We start from the raw sequence: 24,868 nt of genomic DNA, 5'->3' as shown, positions 1-24,868 counted from the left end.
AATAGCTTTTCCAATTTCAGTCTCATGCATAATTATTTCTTTTATACTTTTGATATCGTAAGAAAAATTTATGCTGTCATCATTATTTATTTTTATTTTTGAAGGCAAAATCTTATTTTCTAACAAATTAAGCATGGCGTCTTTAATTGAAATAAAAACTGTGGTTTTATTGTTGTTTTCATCAATAAAATATGCGCTGACATTACCGCTAACTTTTTGGAAAACATTACAACTAATGCGATTGAATCTGTTAATAGTCAGTTAAGAAAAGTCATTAAGAATAAAAAGATTTTTCCTAATGACTCATCAGTTTTTAAAATATTTTATTTAGCATTTCAAAATATGGTTAAGAAATGAACGATGCCAATTCAAAATTGGGTTAGTGCAATTTCACATTTAATGATAAAATTTGAAGACAGAATGGAATTTAAGTTAATTACTTAGAAACACAGTTAATTGTACAGTCCCTCATTTCCGATTTATATCTATATTATAAAAATATATATACTCCCTTTATTATCTAATTCTATATCAGTTATTGGAAAATTTAAATCATCAAATTTATCAATTTGGCCTGCTCCATGTTTTAAATAAACACCATTAGTTGTTGTGAAATAAATGTCTCCTGCACCTAAACTTTTACTTTCACTATTTTTTTGTAAAACTTTTATTGATGTTACTTTAACATTGTTTGGTAGTGTAATTTTTTCATTTCCTCATCCTTGTAAATCTAAATGATAAACTTCTCCTTTATTATTAACAACATAAGCACTCCCTTTATTATCTAATTCTATATCAGTTATTGGAAAATTTAAATCATCAAATTTATCAATTTGGCCTGCTCCATGTTTTAAATAAACACCATTAGTTGTTGTGAAATAAATGTCTCCTGCACCTAAACTTTTACTTTCACTATTTTTTTGTAAAACTTTTATTGATGTTACTTTAACATTGTTTGGTAGTGTAATTTTTTCATTTCCTCATCCTTGTAAATCTAAATGATAAACTTCTCCTTTATTATTAACAACATAAGCACTCCCTTTATTATCTAATTCTATATCAGTTATTGGAAAATTTAAATCATCAAATTTATCAATTTGGCCTGCTCCATGTTTTAAATAAACACCATTAGTTGTTGTGAAATAAATGTCTCCTGCACCTAAACTTTTACTTTCACTATTTTTTTGTAAAACTTTTATTGATGTTACTTTAACATTGTTTGGTAGTGTAATTTTTTCATTTCCTCATCCTTGTAAATCTAAATGATAAACTTCTCCTTTATTGTTAACAACATAAGCACTCCCTTTATTATCTAATTCTATATCAGTTATTGGAAAATTTAAATCATCAAATTTAAAATTCATTATATTGTTGTTATCATTTTTATTATAACTTTTAAAATAAACACCATTAGTTGTTCCCACATATATAGATCCTTTTTTTAAATTATTGTTTTCAGAACTATCTTTATCTAAAACTTTTATTGATGTTACTTTAACATTGTTTGGTAGTGTAATTTTTTCATTTCCTCATCCTTGTAAATCTAAATGATACAAATTATTTCAATGTATACCATTTTCTTCCATACAAGTTTCTGATCTTAAAATGTGACAACTATTTAAATGGTTATACATAGCTATTGAAAAAATAAGAATATTTCCTATGTTTACAAAGTTATTTAAATTTCCATTTTGAGATAAGTAATTTATAGCATCTTGTGTTATAGAACCTCAATTTGTTATAATGGTTCGATAATGTCCTCAACTACTAGTTGGTGATTGAGTATCATAATTTTCTATTATATTATTTCGTACTTGTCTAAAACGAATACTTTCTGCTGTTGCTAAAATAACCCGCGCTAAAGAACCTCTAATAATTGCCAATGCCGGTGGCCTGCTTGTTCCTATATTAGTAAGCTGAAAAAAAGCATCTTGTATTCCTGTTCAACCAATATTTGCTTCATTGGAAGGCAAAAGCGTGTTATAGTTTGAATCAAAACCTAAATTATGATTCTCTACTACATCATTAATTTCTCGTATTAAAGCATCATCAAAAAATCAATAATGTCTTTCTGTATGATTATTATTATCTATATTATTTATAAAACCTTGTAAATATAAATCAGAAGTTCTAAAAACTAATTCAAGCCCTCTACCATCTATTAACACAGGTATTCTAAAATAATTAAAACTAGTATTTCTATTTAATACAAAAAAATTTGTATTACAAGAAACGGGGGCATTTTTATCATCATTAACAGACAAAATTACTTCTTTTTTAGCCAATTCAGTAAGAATTAAGCATAATTCTTTAAAATATTTTTTTACATCATAGTTAATATTTAAAGTTTTTGATAATGTAAAGTTATTTAAATTATCTTTTTTAATTATATTTTCTTTTTCTAAATTAATATTTTGGGTTTGTTCGTTACTTAATTTTTCTAATTTATTTTCTTTTTCTAAATTAATATTTTGTCTTTTATTTCTTTTTAAATTTTCTAAATTATTACTGCTTTTTTTTAAATAATTAATTTCATTTTTTGCTAGAGTCTGGGCATTGGCAACAAGTCCCACCATTCCGCCCCCGGCTATTGTTATTGTTCCTAAGATTCCTAATAATTTTTTCATATTAATTAAATCCCTTTCGTGAATTTTTACTAATTAATAAAATTTACCAAGTAATCAGCGTCCTTTCTTAAGTTTGTAAAGTTTAATTAATACAAATTAATTATAAACAATTAAATAAGAATTTCTATCATTTTTTCAGGATATTAAATACTAGTTCTAAAAAACATTTATCATTAAAGAAAAAAATAAGCTGACCAAACTTTATTAAAATTACTATCAAGAAAGGTAATTTATTATGCTAAAAATTAATAATAATTTAAAAATCTTAGAAAACAAGCATTGATTCAGTTTATTCGCAACCCATAAAAATATGTACACCAATAAATGTGAACAATTGGCTAACGAATATGAAAAATTAGATGAATACTTATATAAATATCATTATCGGTTAAAACAAGGTTATAAAGTAGTTCATTTTGCAACAAGAACAATTATTACAATTTTTGGTGAAGTTGTTTTTAAACGACGCCGATATAAATATTGAAATCAAAAATCAGGTAAATTTGAATATGTATGTTTATTAGATAAAGAAATTGGTTTATCGCCTAAACAACGCATTTATTTTGATGTCCAATTTAAAGTTTTAAGTCTTTTAGGTGATGGTAAACGCTATCGTGATGTTTTAGATGCTCTAAATCATTGTTATATTTCAAAAGCTAGTATTTCAAATATTTTAAATAAATATGATATTGTTGAATATTTTCAACTAGCAGAAAAAGAAACTAAAACTAGAATTGATGTCAAAAATAAGGATTTATATATTCAACTAGATGAGACATTTTTAGCGACATTAGACCATAAAGTTAAACAAGACCAAAGAATTCGTTTAGTTACTTTTCATACCGGACATAAAGAAAAAAAATACAAAAATGCTCGTAGAGAATTAGAAAACAAACGAGGTCATTTTCTAATGTTAAAAATTGGTAAACGAATAAATACAATGAATTATCGTGATTTATTAATTAAAGAATTACAAAAACATTATGTAAATATTAATTATGACAAAATAATTGTTTGTGGCGATGGTGATACTTGAATTAGAGAAATTGCCAATAGTTTTGGTAATGTTAGATATATTTTGGATGGTTATCATGCTATTAAAAAATTAAAACAAACAGCATTTAATATTATTTTTGAAAATCGTAAAGTAACACTAAATAGTTGAATTAAATTATATAAGGATGGAAATCATCAAGAATTAATCAAAAACATTCGTAATGTTGCTAAAAATGAATTAAATAAAGATATTAAAACAAATTTAATGAAGGCGAGTAATTATTTCAGTAATAATAAGCAAGGTATTCATAATCAAAATTTAGAATGAAATATCGGTTGTAGCATTGAAAGTGATGTATCGCATTTAGTAAAACAACAATTAGGATACGGAGCAAAAATATATAATCATAAGAATTTAAATAACCTATTACATTTAAGAATGGCAAATTTAAACAAATTAAATGTATTACATTATATTAATGAAAATATTAATTCAGAAATAGAAATCAGAAAAGAAATATATAAAAATTCATTATGAAATAAATATAATAATAAAAATGATGATAGTTGAATTAATTATAAAGGTAATGCTGTAACAAATAAATATAATAGATCTAAGTAAGTAAAAATATTAGTTAAAATTTAATAATAATTAATAATTTTTATTGTGTAAAAATTCAATAAATATGATAAAATAAAAAAGAATAAAAATGACAATAACAAGAAAGGTATGGTTAGTTTAGTAATTAAATAATATAATTAGCTGATTGTTTTACTTCTTCAAAGCAATACCTAAGAAAACTAAACGCGACCCATTTTAAGTTTTATATTGATTATTTTTAAAAAATTGGGTATAATTTTTTAGCGTTTGATTTACGATATCATCATAATGAAATCGCTAATAAAAAAGTAACATTAGGAAGTAATATTAAAGATTTAGTAACAATTATTAATTTATTTAATGACAAATATCCTCATCAACAAATTTACTTGCTTGGACAAGGATTAGGTGCTGATATTATATCTTGTCTTAGTAATAAAGCACCGGTTACTGGGATAATATTATTGAATGTAATTAGTAATCTTAATTATCTTGATAGTGATTTGAAAACAAAATTTATTTCATTGTATGGTTTTTGATTTGAACGTAATGGTAAGTTACCAGTTGTTTTGGCGGAGAAATTAATTAGTAAGAATAAAGCTTATCAGTTACAAATTAAGAAATATTTTGAAAATAAACCGTTTTTATTATGATATCGGTTACAAATGAACTCTTTAATTAATAAATCGTATTGAAAACTTAAAAGTTCAAATAAAAAAGTTTTGTTATTACAAAGTAATAATCATCCGTTTAGTAATCAAAAAAAATTAAAAAGTTAATGTGGGCTCATTTACTATATTTCATTGATGATGCGCATGATTTACTATGAAGTAAAAATTATGAGCAATATTGTAAAATGATTCATCAATGAATTGAAAATAGTAGTTAATGTTTAAGGAGAAAAGTATGAAAAGAGAATATTATAATTTTGAAAATATTCGGTTATTACCTAAAAAATGTATTGTTGAATCAAGGAAAGACTGTGATGCTAGTGTGCAGTTAGGTAAATTTAAATTTAAGTTACCAATTGTTCCTGCTAATATGACAACAGTTATTAGTGAAACAATGGCATTATTTTTAGCTAAAAATAATTATTTTTACATTATGCATCGTTTTGAGTTTGATAATGTGGCTTTTGTTGCTAAAATGAAAGCCCAAAATCTTTATAGTTCAATTAGTTTAGGAATTAAATTAGAGGATTATAATGTCATTGATGAATTAAAAGCAAAAAATTTAATTCCTGATTTTATTACTATTGATATTGCTCATGGACATTCGCAATATATGGAAAAGATACTTAAATACATTAAAATTCATTTACCACAAACATTTGTTATTGCGGGAAATATTGCTACGGCTGAAGCAGCACAAGATTTAGTTTCTTGAGGAGCTGATTGTGTTAAAGTTGGTATTGGTCCCGGAAAAGTTTGCACGACAAAGTTAAAGACTGGTTTTGGCACAGCTGGATGACAGCCCAAAGCTTGTTTAGACATTTTTAATACGATTAAACAACCAATTATTTTAGATGGTGGTTTACGCGAACATGGTGATATTGCTAAAGCGATTAGATTTGGGGCAACAATTTGTATGGTGGGAGCGATATTAGCAGGATTGGAAGAATCGCCAGGGAAAACTGTTCAAGTTGATGGTCAATTTTTGAAAGAATATTATGGTTCAGCTAGTGCCTTTAATAAAAAAAATAATGATAATATTGAAGGCAAGAGAATTTTTGTTCCGATTGAAGGAAATATTGCTTCGAAGTTGAGAGAAGTTAATCAGGATTTACAATCAGCAATTTCATATTCGGGAGGCAATAAACTTTTTGATTTAAGAATCGTTGATTATGTTTTATTAGTTAGTGAATAAAAAAAGAAAAAATGTTATTTTTAAATAAATGACATTTTTTCTTTTAAATGAAAGATGTTTTGCTAAATCTTATGTTAGGATAAATTTATAAGTTTATATTTGAGAGGAGTAAGAAAATGACAAAACTAAAAAATTCATCTTTTGTGAGAGTTTTTCATAGTTTTGGCAGTAAAAAAATATGAGCTATTGCTATTTTAGCAATGGCAGATGTATTGTCAATGACATTGCCTTTTTATTTAAAAAATGTTTTTTCTAATATTCATACTGAGTTTGGTATTAGTGAAGGAAAATTTACTAGTGCTCTTGCAATATATGGGTATGTTTTATTGCCATCATATTTATTTGGTGGTTATCTTGCTGATAAAGTTAGTTTAAAGTTATTAATTGTTAGTGGTTTAGCAATGATTGGTGGCGTTGGTTTTTGATATGGAGCAATTCCGTTTATGCAAGGTACTGAAGAAGCTATTTTTAGTCAGTTAGTAGCGATATTTGTTATTTGAGGGTTAGCAACAGGATTTATTTTTTGATCAGCATTATGAAAATTATTGTCACAACAAGCAACCGACAAGCAACAAGGAACAGTTAATGGTTTATTAGGCAGTATTAATGGTTTATTTGGTGCTTTAATTGTTGGTTTTTCTTATGCGATTTATTTTATTTTAAAAGCAACAAGTTTAGATAATTGAGCATTTCCTGCTTTATGTTGAGTTTTATCAGCAACAGCTTTAATTGTTTGTGTTTTAACAATGTTATTTGTTGAAGAAAAGAAAAAAACGAAAGTTTTTGCTTTTAAGTGAGATGAATTACGACTTATTATTGGTAATATTAAGGTGTGGTTAGTAACACTATTAATTTTAGGTGTTTATATGTTTCAATCAGGTTTAAGCGTTTTTATTAATTACTTAGAAAATAGTTTAAAAGTTGCTAGTGTGGTAACATTTATTTTAGGAATCATTAGAACTTATCTCTCACGGTTTGCTGTCTCTTCATTTGCTGGAAATATGGCTGATCGCTGAGAAAAATACATTCTCTTTATTACTTTGGGACTAGTAATAAATAGCTGTTTAATTTTGATTGCCATTATTACTCCTGGGTTTGGAACAACAATTAATAATTTTGGAGTTGTTGGAAGAATTACAATTCAAATTATTGTTTCAGTGATGTTTATTCTTTTAGGAATAACTTGTTGATGTTTAGTAACTAATCGTTGAGCAGTAATTAATGAATTAAATATTCCTGAAAAAAATTATGGTTTAATGGTAGCATTTATTTCTTTAATTTCTTTTTCTCCTGATGCTTGATTTTGACATATTGCTTCTGTTGTTTATAATCGTTATGAAATTGTTGAGATTGTTGATGGTAAAGAAGAAAAATTTTCTAGCCAAACGGGATATCAAATTGTTTTAACAATGATTCTTGTTGTCTCATTATTAGCAGTATTAGCGGGGTGCATATTGTTATTCTTAAAAAGAAAAGATAGTAAGCATTTAAAAATATCAGTTAGTTAATAAAATCGATATTAAAAAATGCCAAATTGTAAAGTTAAGTGCAACTAAATTATTTTTCTAACCAAATATTCGATTGGTGAAAGATAATTTAGTATTTTTCTTGGTCTTTGGTTTAAAGACAATATAAATTTATGAACTGCATTTTTAGTAGTATTTGAAAAATTAAATTTTTTAGGAAATTTTTCTCTAATTAAACCATTAGTATTTTCATTAGTACCTCTTTGTCAAGGCGAATACGCATTAGCAAAATAAATTTTCACATTTAAATTTTTTTCAAGTTGTTGTCAATTAGAAAATTCTTTACCCCTATCAAATGTTATAGTCTTAACAAGATTATTTGGAAGAATTGATAAATAATGGCTAATGTTTTCGTTAACAACTTTAGTAGTTCTATTTTCAACTAACATTGCTAAAGTAAATCTTGATGTTCTTTCAACTAAAGTTATTAAACATGATTTACTTTTACCTCGTGATGATACTACAGTATCACCTTCTCAATGACCAACAGTTATACGATTATTAACATTAATATTTCGTTCTTTAATTGATTTACCATTAAATTTACCGCGATTTTCTTGAGATTTTCGTTTCTTACCTTTTCTTCTTAAATTTTTATTAGTAACTTTTTCAAGTAATCCAGAATAAATTCAATTGTAAATTGTTTTAAAACTAATAATTCATTCTTTATGAAAATTTTTAATTCTGCCATAAATTTGTTCAGGCGATCAACCTAATAGTAATTTTTGTTGTACATATTTTACTAATTCTCTATTTTTAAACTTATGAAAATAAACATGTGATTGTTTTCTGTTTTCTGCTTTATTTTGTGCAATTAATGAAAAATAATGATTACTATCTTTATTTCTATTGACTTCTCGAATAATAGTACTAATACTTCGATTAAGATTTTTAGCTATTTCACTAATTTTTACTTTAAACTTCAATTGATTCTCAATATAAATTCTTTCATATATGCCAAGATGTTTGTAACCCATATAAAAACTCCTTGCTTTGTTTTTTCTAAAATAAACTTAGCATCATGAAATTTTTATATGAGATTTTTTGCAATTTTATTTACTTGCACTTACAAGTATAATTCAGCAATATAATATTAGTGAAAATTTAATTATTAATAATTTTTATTGTGTAAAAATTCAATAATATGATAGAATGATGATGAATAAAAATGACAATAACAAGAAAGGTGTGTAGTTTAGTAATTAAATAATATAATTAGCTGATTGTTTTACTTCTTCAAAACAATACCTAAGAAAACTAAACGCGACCGACTTGGTACATAACCTTTAATTTTATCTACTATTTTGATAATATTATATGGATATATCAATTGATATAAGACAGAGGTGGCATTTTGCCTGAGAGATACTCTTGGAACTTGAACTAGGTAATATACTAGCGGAAGAAGTCTTGTATATTTCAAAATATATTAGATTTCTTGCTATCATTAAGGAGGCTAAAAATGGTGCAAGAAGTAAATAAGACTAATAAAATTTATCGTTGAATTTTAATGTTAATTAATGTAATTTTTTGTTTCTTAATTGTTGGAGTAATAATGTTAATAACGATAAGTTCGGAAGAAAAATTTTTAAGCATTTTTTCTTCTAATGTTAGAAATACACAATTAATTAATAATAAAATTGTTTTACTTATTAAAATTGCAGTTATTGTGATTTTATTATTATTTTTAATTGCTAATTTAATATTAATTTGGTTATTAAGTTACCAAAAGACAATAAAATTTAATATTGATTTTAAAATGATTAAAAAACGATGCTTTAAAATTTGCCATTGAAAAACATTTGATTTAGTATTAATCGCTTTTTTTGTTAGTTTATCATTAATTTTAGATTATCTGATGATATTTTTTCCTAAATTACCAATGGGGGGGAGTATTGGTTTAAAGTATTGACCGGTATTTTTAATTGCTTTTGTTGTTAGTTTTTGACATGGAATCGTAACTGGTGTTATTAGTGCTTTAGTTTCATTAATTATTATTCCCCAAGGGGCAATTATTAATCCTTGACAATATTTACTAGATTATTTTATTCCTATGATTATGCCTTCTTTAATAGGAATAGTGAATATTAATTTTAAAAAGCGGTTTAATGCTAACATTAAAATTTCCTTTATAATAACAGTTATTTGTATTATTATATATATATGCGATGTATTATCAGGGGTATTATATTTTGACAATTATGCGTGAGATGGTTTTAGTGTTTGAGGTTATGCATTAATATATAATTTAATTTATGTTTTTATTTTTGTGTATCCTTTAATGATAATATCATTGCCATTACTATTTAGAGTATTAATGCCGTGAAAAGAAAAATATAATAATCAAATTAATTAGCATTTGCTAATTAACTATTGGAGGTGATTTGATGGATGATGCAACAAAATATATAATTGTAAAAGGAGCTAGAGAACATAACTTAAAAAATGTTGATTTAACAATTCCTAAAAATAAGTTAATTGTTTTTACTGGCGTTTCTGGCAGTGGGAAGTCATCGTTAGCCTTTAATACGATTTATGCTGAAGGACAAAGAAGATATATGGAATCATTGTCGGCATATGCCCGACAATTTTTAGGTAATAGTGAAAAACCTGATGTTGATTCTATTGAAGGACTATCACCAGCAATTTCTATTGATCAAAAAACTACTAGTAATAATCCTCGTAGTACTGTGGGAACGGTGACGGAAATATATGATTATTTACGATTATTATATGCTCGTGTGGGGTTACCATACTGTATTAATGGTCATGGTTTAATTAAAGCAATGACAATTAAGGAAATGATTAAACGATTAAAACAAGTAACAATGGAAGAACGCATTGAAATTTTGTCGCCAGTAGTTATTGATAAAAAAGGGACGCATTATGAGTTGTTTTTAACTTTGCGACACGAAGGATTTTTACGCGTTAAGGTTAATAACCACACTTATTCATTAGATGATGATATTCAATTAGATAAAAATAAACGGCATAATATTGATATTATTGTTGATCGTATTAAATTAAGTGATGATGATAATGTTTGATCTAATATTCATGATAGTTTAGAAAAATCATTAAAGTATAGTAAAGGATTAGCAAAAGTTATCCTTGTTAATAGTAAGGAGCAATTATTATTTTCGCAAAATCATGCTTGTAACCAATGTAGTTTTACAATTCCGGAGTTAGAACCCCGTTTGTTTTCTTTTAATGCACCAATGGGGGCATGTTCTGAATGTAAGGGTATTGGGATTCGTTTGGAAGTTGATGAAGATTTATTATTTCCTAATCGTAATCTTTCAATTAATCAAGGTGGGATTGAATTTTATAAAAATTTTATTGGTGGTGATAGTTTAGAATGACAGAAATTAAAAATTATTTGTAAAGAATATGGTATTGACTTAGATCAACCGATTAAAAATCTTAGTGATGAACAAATTAATTATTTAATGTATGGTAGTGATGAACAATTAAATTATACTTTAGTATCTAGTAGTAATAATACTTATAAAAGTTATGACTATATTGAAGGTGTTGCTAGTATTATTGAACGACGCTTTGTTGAAACTGTTAATGAAATGCGTCGTGAATATTATCGGAAATTTATGAGTGAAAAAACTTGTTGGTCTTGTAAAGGAGCACGATTAAATCCTAAAGCATTATGTGTTAAAGTAGGAACGATAAATATTAATGAATTTACTAATTTAGATATTGATGAAAGTTTAGATTATATTCTTAGTTTAAAATTATCAGAACAACAACAAGAGATTGCTAAGTTAGTTATTAATGAATTAGTTAATCGTTTAAGTTTTTTAAATGATGTTGGTTTAAGATATTTAAATTTATCAAGAGCGGCCCAATCATTATCTGGTGGTGAAGCCCAACGAATTCGTTTAGCAACGCAAATTGGTTCAAAATTGACAGGAGTATTATATGTATTAGATGAACCTTCAATTGGTTTACATCAAAAAGATAATGACCGATTAATTAAAACTTTAAAATCGTTACGAGATTTAGGAAATACGGTTATTGTTGTTGAACATGATGAAGATATGATGCATCAAGCTGATTGACTTGTTGATATTGGTCCTAAAGCTGGTAAATTTGGGGGCGAAATTATTGTTGTGGGAACAATGGCTGATATTATCGCTAGTGAAAAGTCAATTACAGGGAGATATTTATCACATCAAGAAACGATTACGATTCCGAAAAAGCGGCGAAGTGGGAATGGTAAGAAAATTACTATTATTGGAGCAAGAGAAAATAATTTAAAAAATATTGATGTTACTGTTCCTTTAGGAAAACTTATTGTTGTTACAGGGGTTTCTGGCAGTGGGAAATCAACTTTAGTAAATGAAGTGTTATATAAAAATCTGCTACGAAATTTAGGGCAAAAGGTTAATCGTCCGGGTAAGCATCAAAATATTAAGGGAATGGATAATATTGATAAAGTTGTTAATATTTCGCAAGAACCGATTGGAAGGACACCGCATAGTAATCCAGCAACTTATACTTCAGTTTTTGATGATATTCGTGATTTATTTGCTGCAGCGCCTTTAGCTAAAACTCAAGGTTATCTTAAAGGAAGGTTTTCTTTTAATGTTCGTGGTGGCAGATGTGAACGCTGTCAGGGAGCAGGAATTATTAAAATTGCGATGCATTTTTTACCAGATGTTTTTGTTACTTGTGAAATATGCGAAGGAATGCGCTATAATGATGAAACTTTACAAGTTAAATATAAAGGGAAAAATATTTATGATGTTTTAAATATGTCAGTTATTGAGGCGCAAGCGTTTTTTGCAAATATTCCGAAAATTAATGTTAAATTACAAACCTTACTTGATGTTGGTATGGGATATATTAAGTTAGGACAACCAACAACCCAATTATCTGGTGGTGAAGCTCAAAGAGTTAAATTAGCAACTTACTTACAAAAAAGAGCAACTGGAAAAACACTATTTATTTTAGATGAACCAACAACGGGATTACATATTGATGATGTTAAAAGATTATTATCAGTTCTTAGTCGCATTGTTAATAATGGTGATACGGTTCTTGTTATTGAACATAATTTAGATGTTATTAAGTTAGGTGATTATATTATTGACTTAGGACCTAATGGTGGTAAGTATGGTGGGGAAGTAATTGTTATAGGAACACCAGAGCAAGTAATTAATAGTAATAAAAATTCATATACGGCTGAATATTTAAGAAAAGTTTATCAAATTAATGATAATATTAAATTAAATATAAAGTAGGTGACTATTAATGAAAATTCGTTTGAAAATAGCAATAATCATTTGTTTAACAATATTACCAATTGTAGTTATTGTGGCTTGTGATAGTACTAGTAATGAAACTGGTGATATTGCTGGAGCAACTAAAGCATTGGAAAATGTTGTTTTAAATGAAATTGATTTGGGGATAGTTAAAGAAAATGAAGATATTAAAGAACAAGTTATTGATAATTTATTAGACTTCTTGCATAACCTATTAAAATAATAAAAATTTTAAATTTAACCACTTTAAAATAAACATTTTTCTAAAATCTAAAATAATTTTGATAACAATTAACTAGGTTATGCAAGAAGTCTATTAATTGATAATGTCATTGAAACTCCGCTTGATAAAGTAACTGATTTACAAATTATTTTAGATATTAGACTTGGTACATAACCTTTAATTTTATTTACTATTTTGATAATATTATTTCCTAGGTGAAGTACAAATGTTAGATAAATACAAAGACGAAAATGAATTTTATAGTCTAATCGGCATAAAATATAAAACTTTCATGAAAATGGTAGAAATTTTAAAAGAAGCTGAAGCTAAACAAAAACAAATTGGTGGTAGACCAAATAAATTATCAATAGAGCAAAGATTACTTATGACTTTAGAATACTGAAAAGAATATAGTACATATCGTATTATTGCAAAAAAAATATAATATTAGTCATGTTAGTTGTATTCGTAATATCTTTTGAGTTGAAAATATTCTAATAAAAAATAGTCACTTTCATATACCTGGCAAAAAGATATTATTGGAAAATAAGGGTACTAATAATAATTTATTAGCAATTGATGCTACAGAAATTCCAATTGAAAGAATTAAAAAAAACTAAAATTATTATTTTCTGGTAAGAAAAGGCAACATTCATTAAAATCGCAAATAATTATTGATTTATTTAACAATAAAATTATTTCAGTAGATTTTTGTTATGGCAGTATTCATGATTATAAGTTATTTTTAAAATCAAATACACTTATAAATCCAAAATTAGAATTAATTGCTGATTCAGGATATCAAGGTTTGCAAAATGTTCATAAAAATACATTATTGCCAATTAAAAAGAGTAAAAATAATCCTTTAAATCCAGATAAAAAGGAATATAATAGCTTTTTAAGTAAAGTTAGAATTGCCATTGAACATGTTTTTGCTAGATTAAAAAGATTTAAAATACTAGTTTATCGTTATCACAATAAGATTAGAAGATTTGGATTACGATTTAATTTAATTTCAGGAATATATAATTTTGAATTAAGCTAGTTATAGTTATGTACCAAGTCTAATATAAAATATGAATGCATCTTAAAATGATACATTTTTTAATTTAGGAGAATTTGATGTCGTAGTTATTTGGGTGTGTTCTTTATTAATTTTGTGATATTATATTTAATAGAAAACATTAAATTATATGAAATGATAGGTGATGTTATTATGAATAAAAAAGTATTAACTTTACGAGAAGTTGTGGAAAAATTTAATTTATCATTATTGTCTGGTGATGAACAAGTGTTGGAACGAGAAATTGAAATTGGAGGCATTAATCGTGCAGGATTAGAATTAGCAGGTTTTATTTCTGATGAAACTAGTCGTAAGCATCGGATTGTTTTATTAGGTGGTAAAGAGAATGAATATATTAATAAGTTACCAGCAACAGAGCGAAAGGATCGTTATGAGAAGCTTATTAATCAAGATGTTCCAGCCATTTTTACTAGTATTCGTTTTAATGAACCAGTATTAGTAGAATATGCTAAAGAAATAAATTTTCCTGTTATTGAGGCTAATTATTCTTCTAATGATTTTTATAATATTATTGTTAGTTACATTGATAATCGTTTAGCACCAATGGAAATGGTTCATGCATCGTTAATTAATATTTATGGTTTGGGAGTTTTAATTAAAGGTGATAGTGGAATTGGAAAATCAGAAAATACTTTAGAATTAGTTAAAAAAGGACATTTATTTGTTGGTGATGATGCGATTGTTTTGCAAAGATATGTTAATAAAGTTATTGGTCGTAGTGATGAAAAGTTAAAGCATCATATTGAAATTAGAGGTATTGGAATTTTAAATTTAACGAAGATGTATGGTTCAAGAACAACTTTGGAAGTTACTGATATTGATATTATTGTTAATTTAAAGTTGGCTGATAGTGAGTATTTTGCTAATTTAAATCGTGTGCAAACAGAAATTGATAGAGAAGAAATTTTTGGTATTAAAATTCCAGCGATTACGATTCCGGTAACTTTAGGAAGAAATATTTCAGAATTAATTGAAGCAGCTGTTATTAATATTAAGTTGCAAAATGAAGGTATAAATAGTTCTGAGTTATTTATTAACCAAATTGATAGTGAACTTAAAACATAAGAGAAAGGTTTAAGTGTAAAAGTAAAAATGATGAATATATATTCAAATTGAGTACCTAATGAAATTCCAGGGACTAATGGTATTTTAAGATTTTATCCGCTTTTTATTCTTTTAGGAATAATTGTTTCGATTTTAGCTTCTTGGATTAAATTAAAGCGCCGTGAGATTCCGACTGAACCATTTGAATGAAGTATTTTTTTAACTGTTCCGAGTGCAATTTTTGGTTCTTCAATTATTGGAAAAATTAATAGTCCTATTATTGATCAGTATGGGTTTTGAGGTTATTTTATGATTTGAGAACCAGGATTAGCAGTTCATGGTGGTGTTATTGCTGGTGTTATTGTTGGTTATTTTTGATTTCGGCATTATTCTAAAAAATATGAAATATCGTTATGAATATTTGCTGATGCCATTATTCCAAATATTTTATTAGGGCAAGTTATTGGGCGATGAGGTAATTTTTTTAATCATGAACTTTTAGGACAGATAACTACTTCATTAAATTGATTACCGAATTGATTATTAGAAAATTTAAGAAAAGCTAATTTAGATGGTAGTCCAGCTGAAGGAATTGGGATTGTTCGTCATCCTTTGTTTTTGTATGAATCATTAATTAATTTATTTTCTTGGGTACTAATTACTTTTGTTATTCCTAAAATTGGTATGTGAAATAGTGTTAAACCTTGAAAGAAATATCCTAAAAAATTTATTCCGCTTTGAGAAAAAGATGTGGAATTATTGGAAAGTGAAAAAAAATGGGCAACACCGTTTAAAAAAATTTATTATCATCGTCTTTGAAAGTTAAATTGTTGAAATCAAGCTTATTTTGAACAAACTCCGAGTAAAACAAAAAAGTTAACGGTAGTAAGAAAATATCCAGAACCGCATTTAAAAGCTAATAATCCATTTTTTAGACTTATGGAACGATGATTTAAAAATCAATGAATAAGAATTAAACAATTATGAACTCAAGATGCTAAACCTTTAGAAAAAAATGCTAATCCAGATAAATATTGAATGACACGAGTTGGTGTTCAAACTGGAAGTTATGTAGTTATGTATAGTATGGTGCGAATTATTTTGGAAATGTTTCGTGATGAAAGTGATATTTTATTTCCTTATGATTATGTGGGTACTTATATATTTTTAGGACTTGGTGTTATTATCGGAATTAGTTTGATAATTTTTGCACAAATTATTAGCGTTCGTAAATGAAGACAAATTAGGTGATTATATGAAAAACAATATTAATACTGATATTGATTTAATTATTATTGGTGCCGGTCCTGGTGGATTTGCTAGTGCGATTTATGCATGTCGTGCGGAGTTAAAAGTACTTCTTATTAATGAAGGTCCTCCCGGAGGAAAAATGGTAAAAACTTATGATATTGAAAATTATCCGGGTTTTGATAAAATATTAGGACCTGACTTGTCATTAGCAATGGATATGCAAGTTAGAAAATTAGGCGCTGGATATGAAGCTACTAAGGTAAAAAATATTGAAATTGCATCCGATGGTGATAATAAGATTATTACTGGTGAAAATGGTAAAATATGGGTTGCTAAAGCAGTTATTATTGCTACGGGAACTGTTGAAAATGAGTTATTAGTGGATGGTGCTAAGAGATTATATGGTCACGGAGTTTCTTACTGTGCGGTTTGTGATGGAGCATTTTTTCGTAATAAGGATATTGTTGTTGTTGGCGGAGGTGATTCTGCTATTGAAGAAGCGGTATATTTAACTAAGTTTGCTAGAAAGTTATATTTAGTACATCGCCGAAATGAATTTCGGGCTTCGAAAGGAGCGTTAACGATTGCTCAAAATAATAATAAAATTGAATGACTATTAAATTATGTTGTTAAAGAAGTTATTGGTAAAAATTCTCTTGAACAAGTTGTTATTGAACATACTGTGACAAAAGAGCAACAAGTAATTGATGCTAGTGCAATTTTTCCTTATATTGGTTCAACACCAATTTCTAATTTTGTTAAAGACTTGAAAATTTGTGATGAAAATGGTTATATTATTACTAATGAAATAATGCATACTAGTGTTTTGGGAATATTTGCAATTGGTGATGTTCGTCAGACAGTTTTAAGACAAATTGCGACTGCTGTTGGTGATGGTGCGATTGCTGCTCAAGAAGCAATAAAATATTTAGATAAATTAAAATTGTAACAGATGCTTAATTAATAGCAGTTTTATGAATGGAGTGATTAATAGTGATGTCTTTTTCTAAAATTGTTAAGCAAGAAATTATGAAAAAGGAATTTAGTCATCCAGCAAAGCAAGCTATTTTATTGGGATTAATAAAATCGTTAGCGATATTTAATCGTAAGCAATTAATTTTTGAATGTTCTAATAAAACCGTTGCTATTTTTGTTAAAAAATTAATTGCTGAAATTTATAATTATTATCCAGAAATTTTGACAACGGGAATTAAAACTATTATATATAAGTTAGATCTTTCGCATATTATTTCTTTAATCATTAATGATAAAGATATTAGTTATGATATTAAACGAAATGAATTAGTTGTTAATTTTGGAAGATTAACGAGTGAGATATCAAAAAGAGCATTTATTGCGGGAGCATTTATTGCTACTGGTAGTGTTAATTCTCCAAGGATTAGTAATTATCATTTAGAAATCCAAGGAATTGATATTTTGTTTATTAGGAAGTTACAATTACTAATAAATAGTTTTGGTTTTAAATTTAAACGCATTTATCGTCGTAAAAAACCTTTAATTTATTTAAAAAAATCAACTGAAATTGCTGATTTTTTAAAATTAATTGATGCAAGTCTTTCACTATTATCGTTTGAAAATGAACGGATTTCACGGGATATGTATAATAGTATTAATCGTTTAACAAATATTGAAATTTCTAATCAACAAAAAACTAATAAAGCGGCTATTGAAAAAATTAAGATGATTAATTTTTTAAAAGAAAATGATTATTTTTTAAAGTTATCGTTAAAAACTCAGCAAATTGCTAATTTACGGTTAGATAATCCTGAAGCTTCGCTAAATGAGCTTTGTGATTTATATGAAAATATTTATCACGGTATGATTTCTAAATCAGGAATAAATCATATGATGCGCGAAATTAAAAATAGTTATTTATTGCTTAAAAGTATTGATTCTGATGACAATTAAATAATAGACTTCTTGCATTACTTATTTATTAAACAAAATTCCTATAAAATATATTTAAAATAGAAATTATAAGGAATTTAAGATTATGAAATTTGATAAATTTAATTTTATTAATGATAAAGAATTATTACGATTAACTGGAATAAAGCAAAGTACTTTTAATAAAATGTTAAATATTTTAAAAGAAGCTGAGTTAAAAAAGTTTAAAAGAGGTGGTAAAAATAATAAATTATCATTAGAAAATAGATTATTGATGACTTTATCATATTGACGAGAATATCGTACTTATTTTCATCTTGGTAAAAGTTTTGATATTAGTGAAGCTAGTTGTTATCGAAATATCAAGTGAATTGAAGATATTTTAATCAAACATCCTGATTTTCAACAACTTGCTGGTAAAAAAGCATTAATAAATGATTATTTTAATGATAAAACAATTATTATTGATGCTACAGAAACACCCATTCAACGCCCAAAAAAAGACAAAAACAATCTTATTCAGGAAAAAAGAAAAAACACACTATTAAAACACAAGTAATTATTGAAAAAGAAAGCAAAATAATTATTGCAACAAATTTTTCTCTCGGTAAAAAGCATGATTTTTGTTTATTTAAAGAATCAAAAATCCCAATTTTAAAAAATACTAAATTAATAGTTGATAATGGTTATCAAGGAATACAAAAAATTCATAGTAATGTTCTAATACCTAAGAAAAAAACAAAGAAAAACCCTTTAAATAAAGAACAAAAACATAATAATAAATTAATTTCAAAAATGAGAATTATTATTGAAAATATTTTTGCTATTCTTAAAAAATTTAAAATTATTACTGAAAAATATCGTAATCGTAGAAAACGATTTAGTTTAAGATTTAATTTAATTGCTTCAATTTATAATTTGCAATTATAGATAACATAAAATATTTATTTAAAATTGCTGAATTATACTTGTAAGTGCAAGTAAATAAAATTGCAAAAAATCTCATATAAAAATTTCATGATGCTAAGTTTATTTTAGAAAAAACAAAGCAAGGAGTTTTTATATGGGTTACAAACATCTTGGCATATATGAAAGAATTTATATTGAGAATCAATTGAAGTTTAAAGTAAAAATTAGTGAAATAGCTAAAAATCTTAATCGAAGTATTAGTACTATTATTCGAGAAGTCAATAGAAATAAAGATAGTAATCATTATTTTTCATTAATTGCACAAAATAAAGCAGAAAACAGAAAACAATCACATGTTTATTTTCATAAGTTTAAAAATAGAGAATTAGTAAAATATGTACAACAAAAATTACTATTAGGTTGATCGCCTGAACAAATTTATGGCAGAATTAAAAATTTTCATAAAGAATAGACTTCTTGCATTACTTATTAAAATAATTACAAATTATTTGTAAATAAAAAATACTATATAGTAATTTCTAACTTTTATTAGGTTAATACTTATGGATTTTATTAAATGTGTAAATTTTGACACAACAAAAAATTATTTTATTATTTAAATTTAATTTTAAATAAATATTTTATGTTATCTATAATTGCAAATTATAAATTGAAGCAATTAAATTAAATCTTAAACTAAATCGTTTTCTACGATTACGATATTTTTCAGTAATAATTTTAAATTTTTTAAGAATAGCAAAAATATTTTCAATAATAATTCTCATTTTTGAAATTAATTTATTATTATGTTTTTGTTCTTTATTTAAAGGGTTTTTCTTTGTTTTTTTCTTAGGTATTAGAACATTACTATGAATTTTTTGTATTCCTTGATAACCATTATCAACTATTAATTTAGTATTTTTTAAAATTGGGATTTTTGATTCTTTAAATAAACAAAAATCATGCTTTTTACCGAGAGAAAAATTTGTTGCAATAATTATTTTGCTTTCTTTTTCAATAATTACTTGTGTTTTAATAGTGTGTTTTTTCTTTTTTCCTGAATAAGATTGTTTTTGTCTTTTTTGGGCGTTGAATGGGTGTTTCTGTAGCATCAATAATAATTGCTTTATCATTAAAATAATCATTTATTAATGCTTTTTTACCAGCAAGTTGTTGAAAATCAGGATGTTTGATTAAAATATCTTCAATTCACTTGATATTTCGATAACAACTAGCTTCACTAATATCAAAACTTTTACCAAGATGAAAATAAGTACGATATTCTCGTCAATATGATAAAGTCATCAATAATCTATTTTCGCTGAATTATACTTGTAAGTGCAAGTAAATAAAATTGCAAAAAATCTCATATAAAAATTTCATGATGCTAAGTTTATTTTAGAAAAAACAAAGCAAGGAGTTTTTATATGGGTTACAAACATCTTGGCATATATGAAAGAATTTATATTGAGAATCAATTGAAGTTTAAAGTAAAAATTAGTGAAATAGCTAAAAATCTTAATCGAAGTATTAGTACTATTATTCGAGAAGTCAATAGAAATAAAGATAGTAATGTAGAAACCATATACAATATGACAAGATTTTGGTTTTTACAAACTTGCTGTTAATTAATAAATAAATACGAGCTCATTTATTTATTACAAGAAATATAAGGTTAAATTAATATTTATTATTTTTAGTTATGCCTTATATTTTTTTGGGCCTTGTTGTTGATAAACTAAGTTTTTTAGTAAACAAAGTTTACTAAAAAGTTATGTTAATTTAGTTTAAAGAAAAAGTTTAAAGAGAAATAATTAAACTAAGTTAAAAGACTAAGTAACTAAGTTAAATATAACTTAGTTTAGTATAACTAAATATTGTAAGGGTGGTATGCATATGCGAAATATTGAAAATATTTTTTTAAATACTGAAAAATATCTTTTAAAAGAAACACAAAAGGCAATGCTTATTAAAGCACCAAAAATTCCGTGATTATATGAACCTGCTGGTATTTGATTTTCAAAACAATTTGTTTACAAAGGGAAATATGAAAATTCTATTTGTATTGGAATAATTAAAGATGGTAAATATCAATTGGTTTTGGTTAATAATAAAGGACAAGAATCTAATTTGATTTTAGGTCATGAGTTGTTAGGTTTTTTTGTTGCGGAAAAAGAACATGATAAAAAGGTTGTAAGTTTTGATTATTTTAAAAATTCATTTTAAAGATGTTTTACGGTGTTTTAAAAATAAGGGGTAAAAAAAATCTTAGTTGGCTTTTATGGTGTTTAAACGGTGCGGAAAGCGTATGCTCCGCCCGTTAATTATCGATGTTAGTTGAGTTATTTAACTAAGTTATTGCAATTTTTTGAGGAGTTTTAGAAATGAAAATGTGAGTTAATGTGGATGAGTTTGGCAAAGATTATTGTCAAGAGTTTATATATTCTATTAATGCTGAATTATACTTGTAAGTGCAAGTAAATAAAATTGCAAAAAATCTCATATAAAAATTTCATGATGCTAAGTTTATTTTAGAAAAAACAAAGCAAGGAGTTTTTATATGGGTTACAAACATCTTGGCATATATGAAAGAATTTATATTGAGAATCAATTGAAGTTTAAAGTAAAAATTAGTGAAATAGCTAAAAATCTTAATCGAAGTATTAGTACTATTATTCGAGAAGTCAATAGAAATAAAGATAGTAATCATTATTTTTCATTAATTGCACAAAATAAAGCAGAAAACAGAAAACAATCACATGTTTATTTTCATAAGTTTAAAAATAGAGAATTAGTAAAATATGTACAACAAAAATTACTATTAGGTTGATCGCCTGAACAAATTTATGGCAGAATTAAAAATTTTCATAAAGAATGAATTATTAGTTTGCTGAATTATACTTGTAAGTGCAAGTAAATAAAATTGCAAAAAATCTCATATAAAAATTTCATGATGCTAAGTTTATTTTAGAAAAAACAAAGCAAGGAGTTTTTATATGGGTTACAAACATCTTGGCATATATGAAAGAATTTATATTGAAAATCAATTGAAGTTTAAAGTAAAAATTAGTGAAATAGCTAAAAATCTTAATCGAAGTATTAGTACTATTATTCGAGAAGTCAATAGAAATAAAGATAGTAATCATTATTTTTCATTAATTGCACAAAATAAAGCAGAAAACAGAAAACAATCACATGTTTATTTTCATAAGTTTAAAAATAGAGAATTAGTAAAATATGTACAACAAAAATTACTATTAGGTTGATCGCCTGAACAAATTTATGGCAGAATTAAAAATTTTCATAAAGAATGAATTATTAGTTTTAAAACAATTTACAATTGAATTTATTCTGGATTACTTGAAAAAGTTACTAATAAAAATTTAAGAAGAAAAGGTAAGAAACGAAAATCTCAAGAAAATCGCGGTAAATTTAATGGTAAATCAATTAAAGAACGAAATATTAATGTTAATAATCGTATAACTGTTGGTCATTGAGAAGGTGATACTGTAGTATCATCACGAGGTAAAAGTAAATCATGTTTAATAACTTTAGTTGAAAGAACATCAAGATTTACTTTAGCAATGTTAGTTGAAAATAGAACTACTAAAGTTGTTAACGAAAACATTAGCCATTATTTATCAATTCTTCCAAATAATCTTGTTAAGACTATAACATTTGATAGGGGTAAAGAATTTTCTAATTGACAACAACTTGAAAAAAATTTAAATGTGAAAATTTATTTTGCTAATGCGTATTCGCCTTGACAAAGAGGTACTAATGAAAATACTAATGGTTTAATTAGAGAAAAATTTCCTAAAAAATTTAATTTTTCAAATACTACTAAAAATGCAGTTCATAAATTTATATTGTCTTTAAACCAAAGACCAAGAAAAATACTAAATTATCTTTCACCAATCGAATATTTGGTTAGAAAAATAATTTAGTTGCACTTAACTTTACAATTTGGCACTTTCTTAACTCTTTTTTTCTTTTCTAAAATAAAATTAGGAATTGCCATTTTTATTTTTAAATTATCTTGTTGATAAATTTTCCATAACAAAAAGGAAATAATAATTGAAAAGACAACAAGAACAATAATTTCAACACTAAATACAATTCACTCACCAGTATTAGAAATAGCCCCTCCAAATAAGGATGATTTATAATATGAAACTTGAAAATCAGGATATTTTTCTTTAAGTTTATAAAGCATATCATTAGCAACAACAATTAAATTATTAGTATTAGTTTGTGAATATGTAAAAAGAAATAAACCAGCAAAAAGAATTGGCAGAAAAAAAGTATAAAATAAGATTATTGAACCACGAGATAAATAAGATATCCTTTTAATAAGAACAAAAGATACACTTCAAATAATTATTAAAAATGTTAAACCTAAAATTGGTACAAATTGAACAACAAAAACAGTTGGTAAATTAGGATAATAATAAATCGGTGCCAAAATTTCAATCAAAAAAGTCTCACGAATAATTTCTTGTGGTTGTCCAAGAATTTCAAGAATATTTCTAGGATTATTATGACCATAAGGAAATTTTGATAACAAATCATAAAGATTTACTAAATCTTTATTAAGAAAATTAGCAATAATCAAAATAACTTCAATTAAAATAAATAATGAAATTAAAAAAATTGAAATTCGCAAAACATTTCAAATTGTTGGTTGTTTAAAAGAAACCCAAGTTTTTCGAAACCAATTTTGACCAAATAATAAAATTTTTTCTCGTTTATTAAAAACAAAAGAAGGCTTCACTAAATGACTAGCATAACTAGTATAATCAAAAGCAACAATTAAAGACACCAATGTTGCTTGAATAAGAAAAACTCATCAAATACCAACTTCACTAATTCACTCATTAGTATTTCCTTTTAAATTAATTAACTTTTGATAAAATTCTTTAAAAAGAAAATTTTTAAATCAATCAATAGCTTCAGAATGAATTTTCTTACCAGATAACACCACTAAAAATTCATGAAATTCTTCAATCTCAAAATAATAAGGATTGGGAATAATAATAATATCTTTAGCATCCTTAACTTTTACTAGTGAATTTAAAGTTGTTTCATTAGTTCATTGATATTTATATTGACCAACAGCTAATAACGCAAAACCAACAATTGTTATAATTCAAAAAATTAATAAAACAACTACTAATGCTCTTGTTGTTTTTCATTTTTTATTTAAAAAAAATGCTCCCCCTAAAATAATAAAAATTCCTAAAAATACTAATGAAGTTCCGGTAATTGTATAGGCAAGTTGGGTATTCATACTGGCAATTATTTTAAAATCATAAAAATCAGATAAATATTGTAAAAGTATTTTAGTATTTTCCAAAGAAAAATTATAAGTATCTTGAAAATATTGTAAGTAATATTCTTCTCTTGCAAAAACATTAAGATCATTAGTAAAACTTGTAACTAATGAATCATTAACCAAAACAATAAGAAAAGCAATTCCTGGTGCTAACAAAAGAATTAAAAAAAGTGATATTAACAATGGTTTAGTTGCTTTCCCCTTCATTTCATTTCACCC

At 25.5% G+C, this 24,868-nt stretch carries 25 protein-coding genes, 1 pseudogene and 1 riboswitch; of the genes and pseudogenes, 21 read left to right on the top strand and 5 right to left on the bottom strand.

Annotation, left to right across the window (positions count from 1 at the left end; genetic code table 4):
* Positions 1 to 225: 225 nt before the first annotated feature.
* Positions 226 to 444: pseudogene (locus tag AAHJ00_RS06550) on the top strand (transposase); the annotation flags it as partial.
* A gap of 41 nt (positions 445 to 485) precedes the next feature.
* On the opposite strand, the gene AAHJ00_RS06545 reads toward AAHJ00_RS06550, so the two are convergent.
* A complete protein-coding gene (locus AAHJ00_RS06545) occupies positions 486 to 2,627 on the bottom strand; it encodes a ribosome-inactivating family protein (protein ID WP_342223867.1) in 2,142 nt (713 codons plus the stop codon).
* Positions 2,628 to 2,862: 235 nt separating this feature from the next.
* Between AAHJ00_RS06545 and AAHJ00_RS06540 the strand changes: the two genes are divergently transcribed.
* The 4 genes from AAHJ00_RS06540 (at position 2,863) to AAHJ00_RS06525 (ending at position 7,598) form a co-directional block, all read left to right on the top strand.
* The gene (locus AAHJ00_RS06540; RefSeq protein WP_342223866.1) at positions 2,863 to 4,245 is read left to right on the top strand and encodes an Mbov_0401 family ICE element transposase-like protein; all 1,383 of its coding nucleotides are present in this window, start codon (positions 2,863 to 2,865) and stop codon (positions 4,243 to 4,245) included.
* Positions 4,246 to 4,613: 368 nt separating this feature from the next.
* Entirely contained in the window at positions 4,614 to 5,003 is a 390-nt protein-coding gene (locus AAHJ00_RS06535; protein ID WP_342223865.1) for a hypothetical protein, read from the top strand.
* Between the two features lie 127 nt (positions 5,004 to 5,130).
* Positions 5,131 to 6,090 carry a GMP reductase gene (locus AAHJ00_RS06530; RefSeq protein WP_342223864.1) on the top strand — a complete coding sequence of 320 codons (960 nt, stop codon included), beginning with the start codon at positions 5,131 to 5,133 and terminating at the stop codon, positions 6,088 to 6,090.
* Positions 6,091 to 6,206: 116 nt separating this feature from the next.
* A complete protein-coding gene (locus AAHJ00_RS06525) occupies positions 6,207 to 7,598 on the top strand; it encodes an MFS transporter (protein ID WP_342223863.1) in 1,392 nt (463 codons plus the stop codon).
* A gap of 44 nt (positions 7,599 to 7,642) precedes the next feature.
* Here the strand turns inward: AAHJ00_RS06525 and AAHJ00_RS06520 are convergent, their stop codons facing one another.
* Complete coding sequence (locus AAHJ00_RS06520) at positions 7,643 to 8,593, bottom strand: IS30 family transposase (protein WP_342223478.1); 951 nt, start codon at positions 8,591 to 8,593, stop codon at positions 7,643 to 7,645.
* A 355-nt stretch (positions 8,594 to 8,948) separates the two neighbouring features.
* Positions 8,949 to 9,040, top strand: a riboswitch (TPP riboswitch).
* 38 nt (positions 9,041 to 9,078) lie between these two features.
* Between AAHJ00_RS06520 and AAHJ00_RS06515 the strand changes: the two genes are divergently transcribed.
* From AAHJ00_RS06515 to AAHJ00_RS06460, 12 genes are all read left to right on the top strand, one after another.
* Positions 9,079 to 9,972 (top strand): energy-coupled thiamine transporter ThiT, encoded by an 894-nt coding sequence (locus AAHJ00_RS06515; RefSeq protein ID WP_342223862.1) that lies wholly within the window; start codon positions 9,079 to 9,081, stop codon positions 9,970 to 9,972.
* A gap of 31 nt (positions 9,973 to 10,003) precedes the next feature.
* On the top strand, positions 10,004 to 12,874 hold the full coding sequence (uvrA, locus tag AAHJ00_RS06510; RefSeq protein ID WP_342223861.1) for an excinuclease ABC subunit UvrA: 2,871 nt from the start codon (positions 10,004 to 10,006) through the stop codon (positions 12,872 to 12,874).
* 10 nt (positions 12,875 to 12,884) lie between these two features.
* Positions 12,885 to 13,118, top strand: a complete 234-nt coding sequence (locus AAHJ00_RS06505) for a hypothetical protein (RefSeq protein WP_342223860.1) — start codon at positions 12,885 to 12,887, stop codon at positions 13,116 to 13,118.
* 226 nt (positions 13,119 to 13,344) lie between these two features.
* A complete protein-coding gene (locus AAHJ00_RS06500; protein WP_342223859.1) occupies positions 13,345 to 13,563 on the top strand; it encodes a transposase family protein in 219 nt (72 codons plus the stop codon).
* Positions 13,547 to 13,738, top strand: coding sequence for a hypothetical protein (locus AAHJ00_RS06495; protein WP_342223858.1), 192 nt, complete (start codon positions 13,547 to 13,549; stop codon positions 13,736 to 13,738). Before AAHJ00_RS06500 ends, AAHJ00_RS06495 begins: the two co-directional genes overlap by 17 nt.
* A 2-nt stretch (positions 13,739 to 13,740) precedes the next feature.
* Complete coding sequence (locus AAHJ00_RS06490; protein ID WP_342224627.1) at positions 13,741 to 14,163, top strand: transposase family protein; 423 nt, start codon at positions 13,741 to 13,743, stop codon at positions 14,161 to 14,163.
* A gap of 171 nt (positions 14,164 to 14,334) precedes the next feature.
* The gene (gene hprK / locus AAHJ00_RS06485) at positions 14,335 to 15,267 is read left to right on the top strand and encodes an HPr(Ser) kinase/phosphatase (RefSeq protein ID WP_342223857.1); all 933 of its coding nucleotides are present in this window, start codon (positions 14,335 to 14,337) and stop codon (positions 15,265 to 15,267) included.
* 27 nt (positions 15,268 to 15,294) lie between these two features.
* Entirely contained in the window at positions 15,295 to 16,518 is a 1,224-nt protein-coding gene (locus AAHJ00_RS06480) for a prolipoprotein diacylglyceryl transferase (RefSeq protein ID WP_342223856.1), read from the top strand.
* Positions 16,502 to 17,446 carry a thioredoxin-disulfide reductase gene (trxB, locus tag AAHJ00_RS06475; protein ID WP_342223855.1) on the top strand — a complete coding sequence of 315 codons (945 nt, stop codon included), beginning with the start codon at positions 16,502 to 16,504 and terminating at the stop codon, positions 17,444 to 17,446. Before AAHJ00_RS06480 ends, trxB begins: the two co-directional genes overlap by 17 nt.
* A 29-nt stretch (positions 17,447 to 17,475) precedes the next feature.
* Positions 17,476 to 18,426, top strand: a complete 951-nt coding sequence (gene whiA, locus AAHJ00_RS06470) for a DNA-binding protein WhiA (protein WP_342223854.1) — start codon at positions 17,476 to 17,478, stop codon at positions 18,424 to 18,426.
* A gap of 85 nt (positions 18,427 to 18,511) precedes the next feature.
* Positions 18,512 to 19,335 (top strand): IS5 family transposase gene (locus AAHJ00_RS06465; protein ID WP_342223477.1). Its coding sequence is split into 2 segments (ribosomal slippage): positions 18,512 to 18,908 and positions 18,908 to 19,335, totalling 825 coding nucleotides; the frame shifts between segments, so codons are not numbered across the junction.
* 133 nt (positions 19,336 to 19,468) lie between these two features.
* Positions 19,469 to 19,786, top strand: a complete 318-nt coding sequence (locus AAHJ00_RS06460; RefSeq protein WP_342223683.1) for a helix-turn-helix domain-containing protein — start codon at positions 19,469 to 19,471, stop codon at positions 19,784 to 19,786.
* Positions 19,787 to 19,964: 178 nt separating this feature from the next.
* On the opposite strand, the gene AAHJ00_RS06455 is transcribed toward AAHJ00_RS06460, so the two are convergent.
* Both AAHJ00_RS06455 and AAHJ00_RS06450 read right to left on the bottom strand, forming a co-directional pair.
* Complete coding sequence (locus AAHJ00_RS06455; RefSeq protein ID WP_342223853.1) at positions 19,965 to 20,447, bottom strand: transposase family protein; 483 nt, start codon at positions 20,445 to 20,447, stop codon at positions 19,965 to 19,967.
* Positions 20,347 to 20,619 (bottom strand): transposase family protein, encoded by a 273-nt coding sequence (locus tag AAHJ00_RS06450; RefSeq protein WP_342223852.1) that lies wholly within the window; start codon positions 20,617 to 20,619, stop codon positions 20,347 to 20,349. Before AAHJ00_RS06450 ends, AAHJ00_RS06455 begins: the two co-directional genes overlap by 101 nt.
* A 122-nt stretch (positions 20,620 to 20,741) precedes the next feature.
* Here AAHJ00_RS06450 and AAHJ00_RS06445 point away from each other — a divergent pair, with 122 nt between their 5' ends.
* The 4 genes from AAHJ00_RS06445 (at position 20,742) to AAHJ00_RS06430 (ending at position 23,261) form a co-directional block, all read left to right on the top strand.
* The gene (locus tag AAHJ00_RS06445; protein WP_342223851.1) at positions 20,742 to 20,942 is read left to right on the top strand and encodes a helix-turn-helix domain-containing protein; all 201 of its coding nucleotides are present in this window, start codon (positions 20,742 to 20,744) and stop codon (positions 20,940 to 20,942) included.
* Positions 20,943 to 21,210: 268 nt separating this feature from the next.
* Complete coding sequence (locus AAHJ00_RS06440) at positions 21,211 to 21,540, top strand: hypothetical protein (protein ID WP_342223850.1); 330 nt, start codon at positions 21,211 to 21,213, stop codon at positions 21,538 to 21,540.
* A gap of 334 nt (positions 21,541 to 21,874) precedes the next feature.
* Positions 21,875 to 22,231 carry a helix-turn-helix domain-containing protein gene (locus AAHJ00_RS06435; protein ID WP_342223488.1) on the top strand — a complete coding sequence of 119 codons (357 nt, stop codon included), beginning with the start codon at positions 21,875 to 21,877 and terminating at the stop codon, positions 22,229 to 22,231.
* 79 nt (positions 22,232 to 22,310) lie between these two features.
* Entirely contained in the window at positions 22,311 to 23,261 is a 951-nt protein-coding gene (locus AAHJ00_RS06430) for an IS30 family transposase (protein ID WP_342223478.1), read from the top strand.
* On the opposite strand, the gene AAHJ00_RS06425 is transcribed toward AAHJ00_RS06430, so the two are convergent.
* The gene (locus AAHJ00_RS06425) at positions 23,258 to 24,856 is read right to left on the bottom strand and encodes a hypothetical protein (protein ID WP_342223849.1); all 1,599 of its coding nucleotides are present in this window, start codon (positions 24,854 to 24,856) and stop codon (positions 23,258 to 23,260) included. The two genes, AAHJ00_RS06430 and AAHJ00_RS06425, sit on opposite strands and share 4 nt — an antisense overlap.
* Between the last annotated feature and the right edge of the window lie 12 nt (positions 24,857 to 24,868).

This window comes from Spiroplasma endosymbiont of Asaphidion curtum (assembly GCF_964031085.1).
Lineage (GTDB): Bacteria > Bacillota_I > Bacilli_A > Mycoplasmatales > Nriv7 > Nriv7.
The sequence above is the reverse complement of the archived record's forward strand: the minus strand, read 5'-3'. Positions and strand labels throughout refer to the sequence as shown.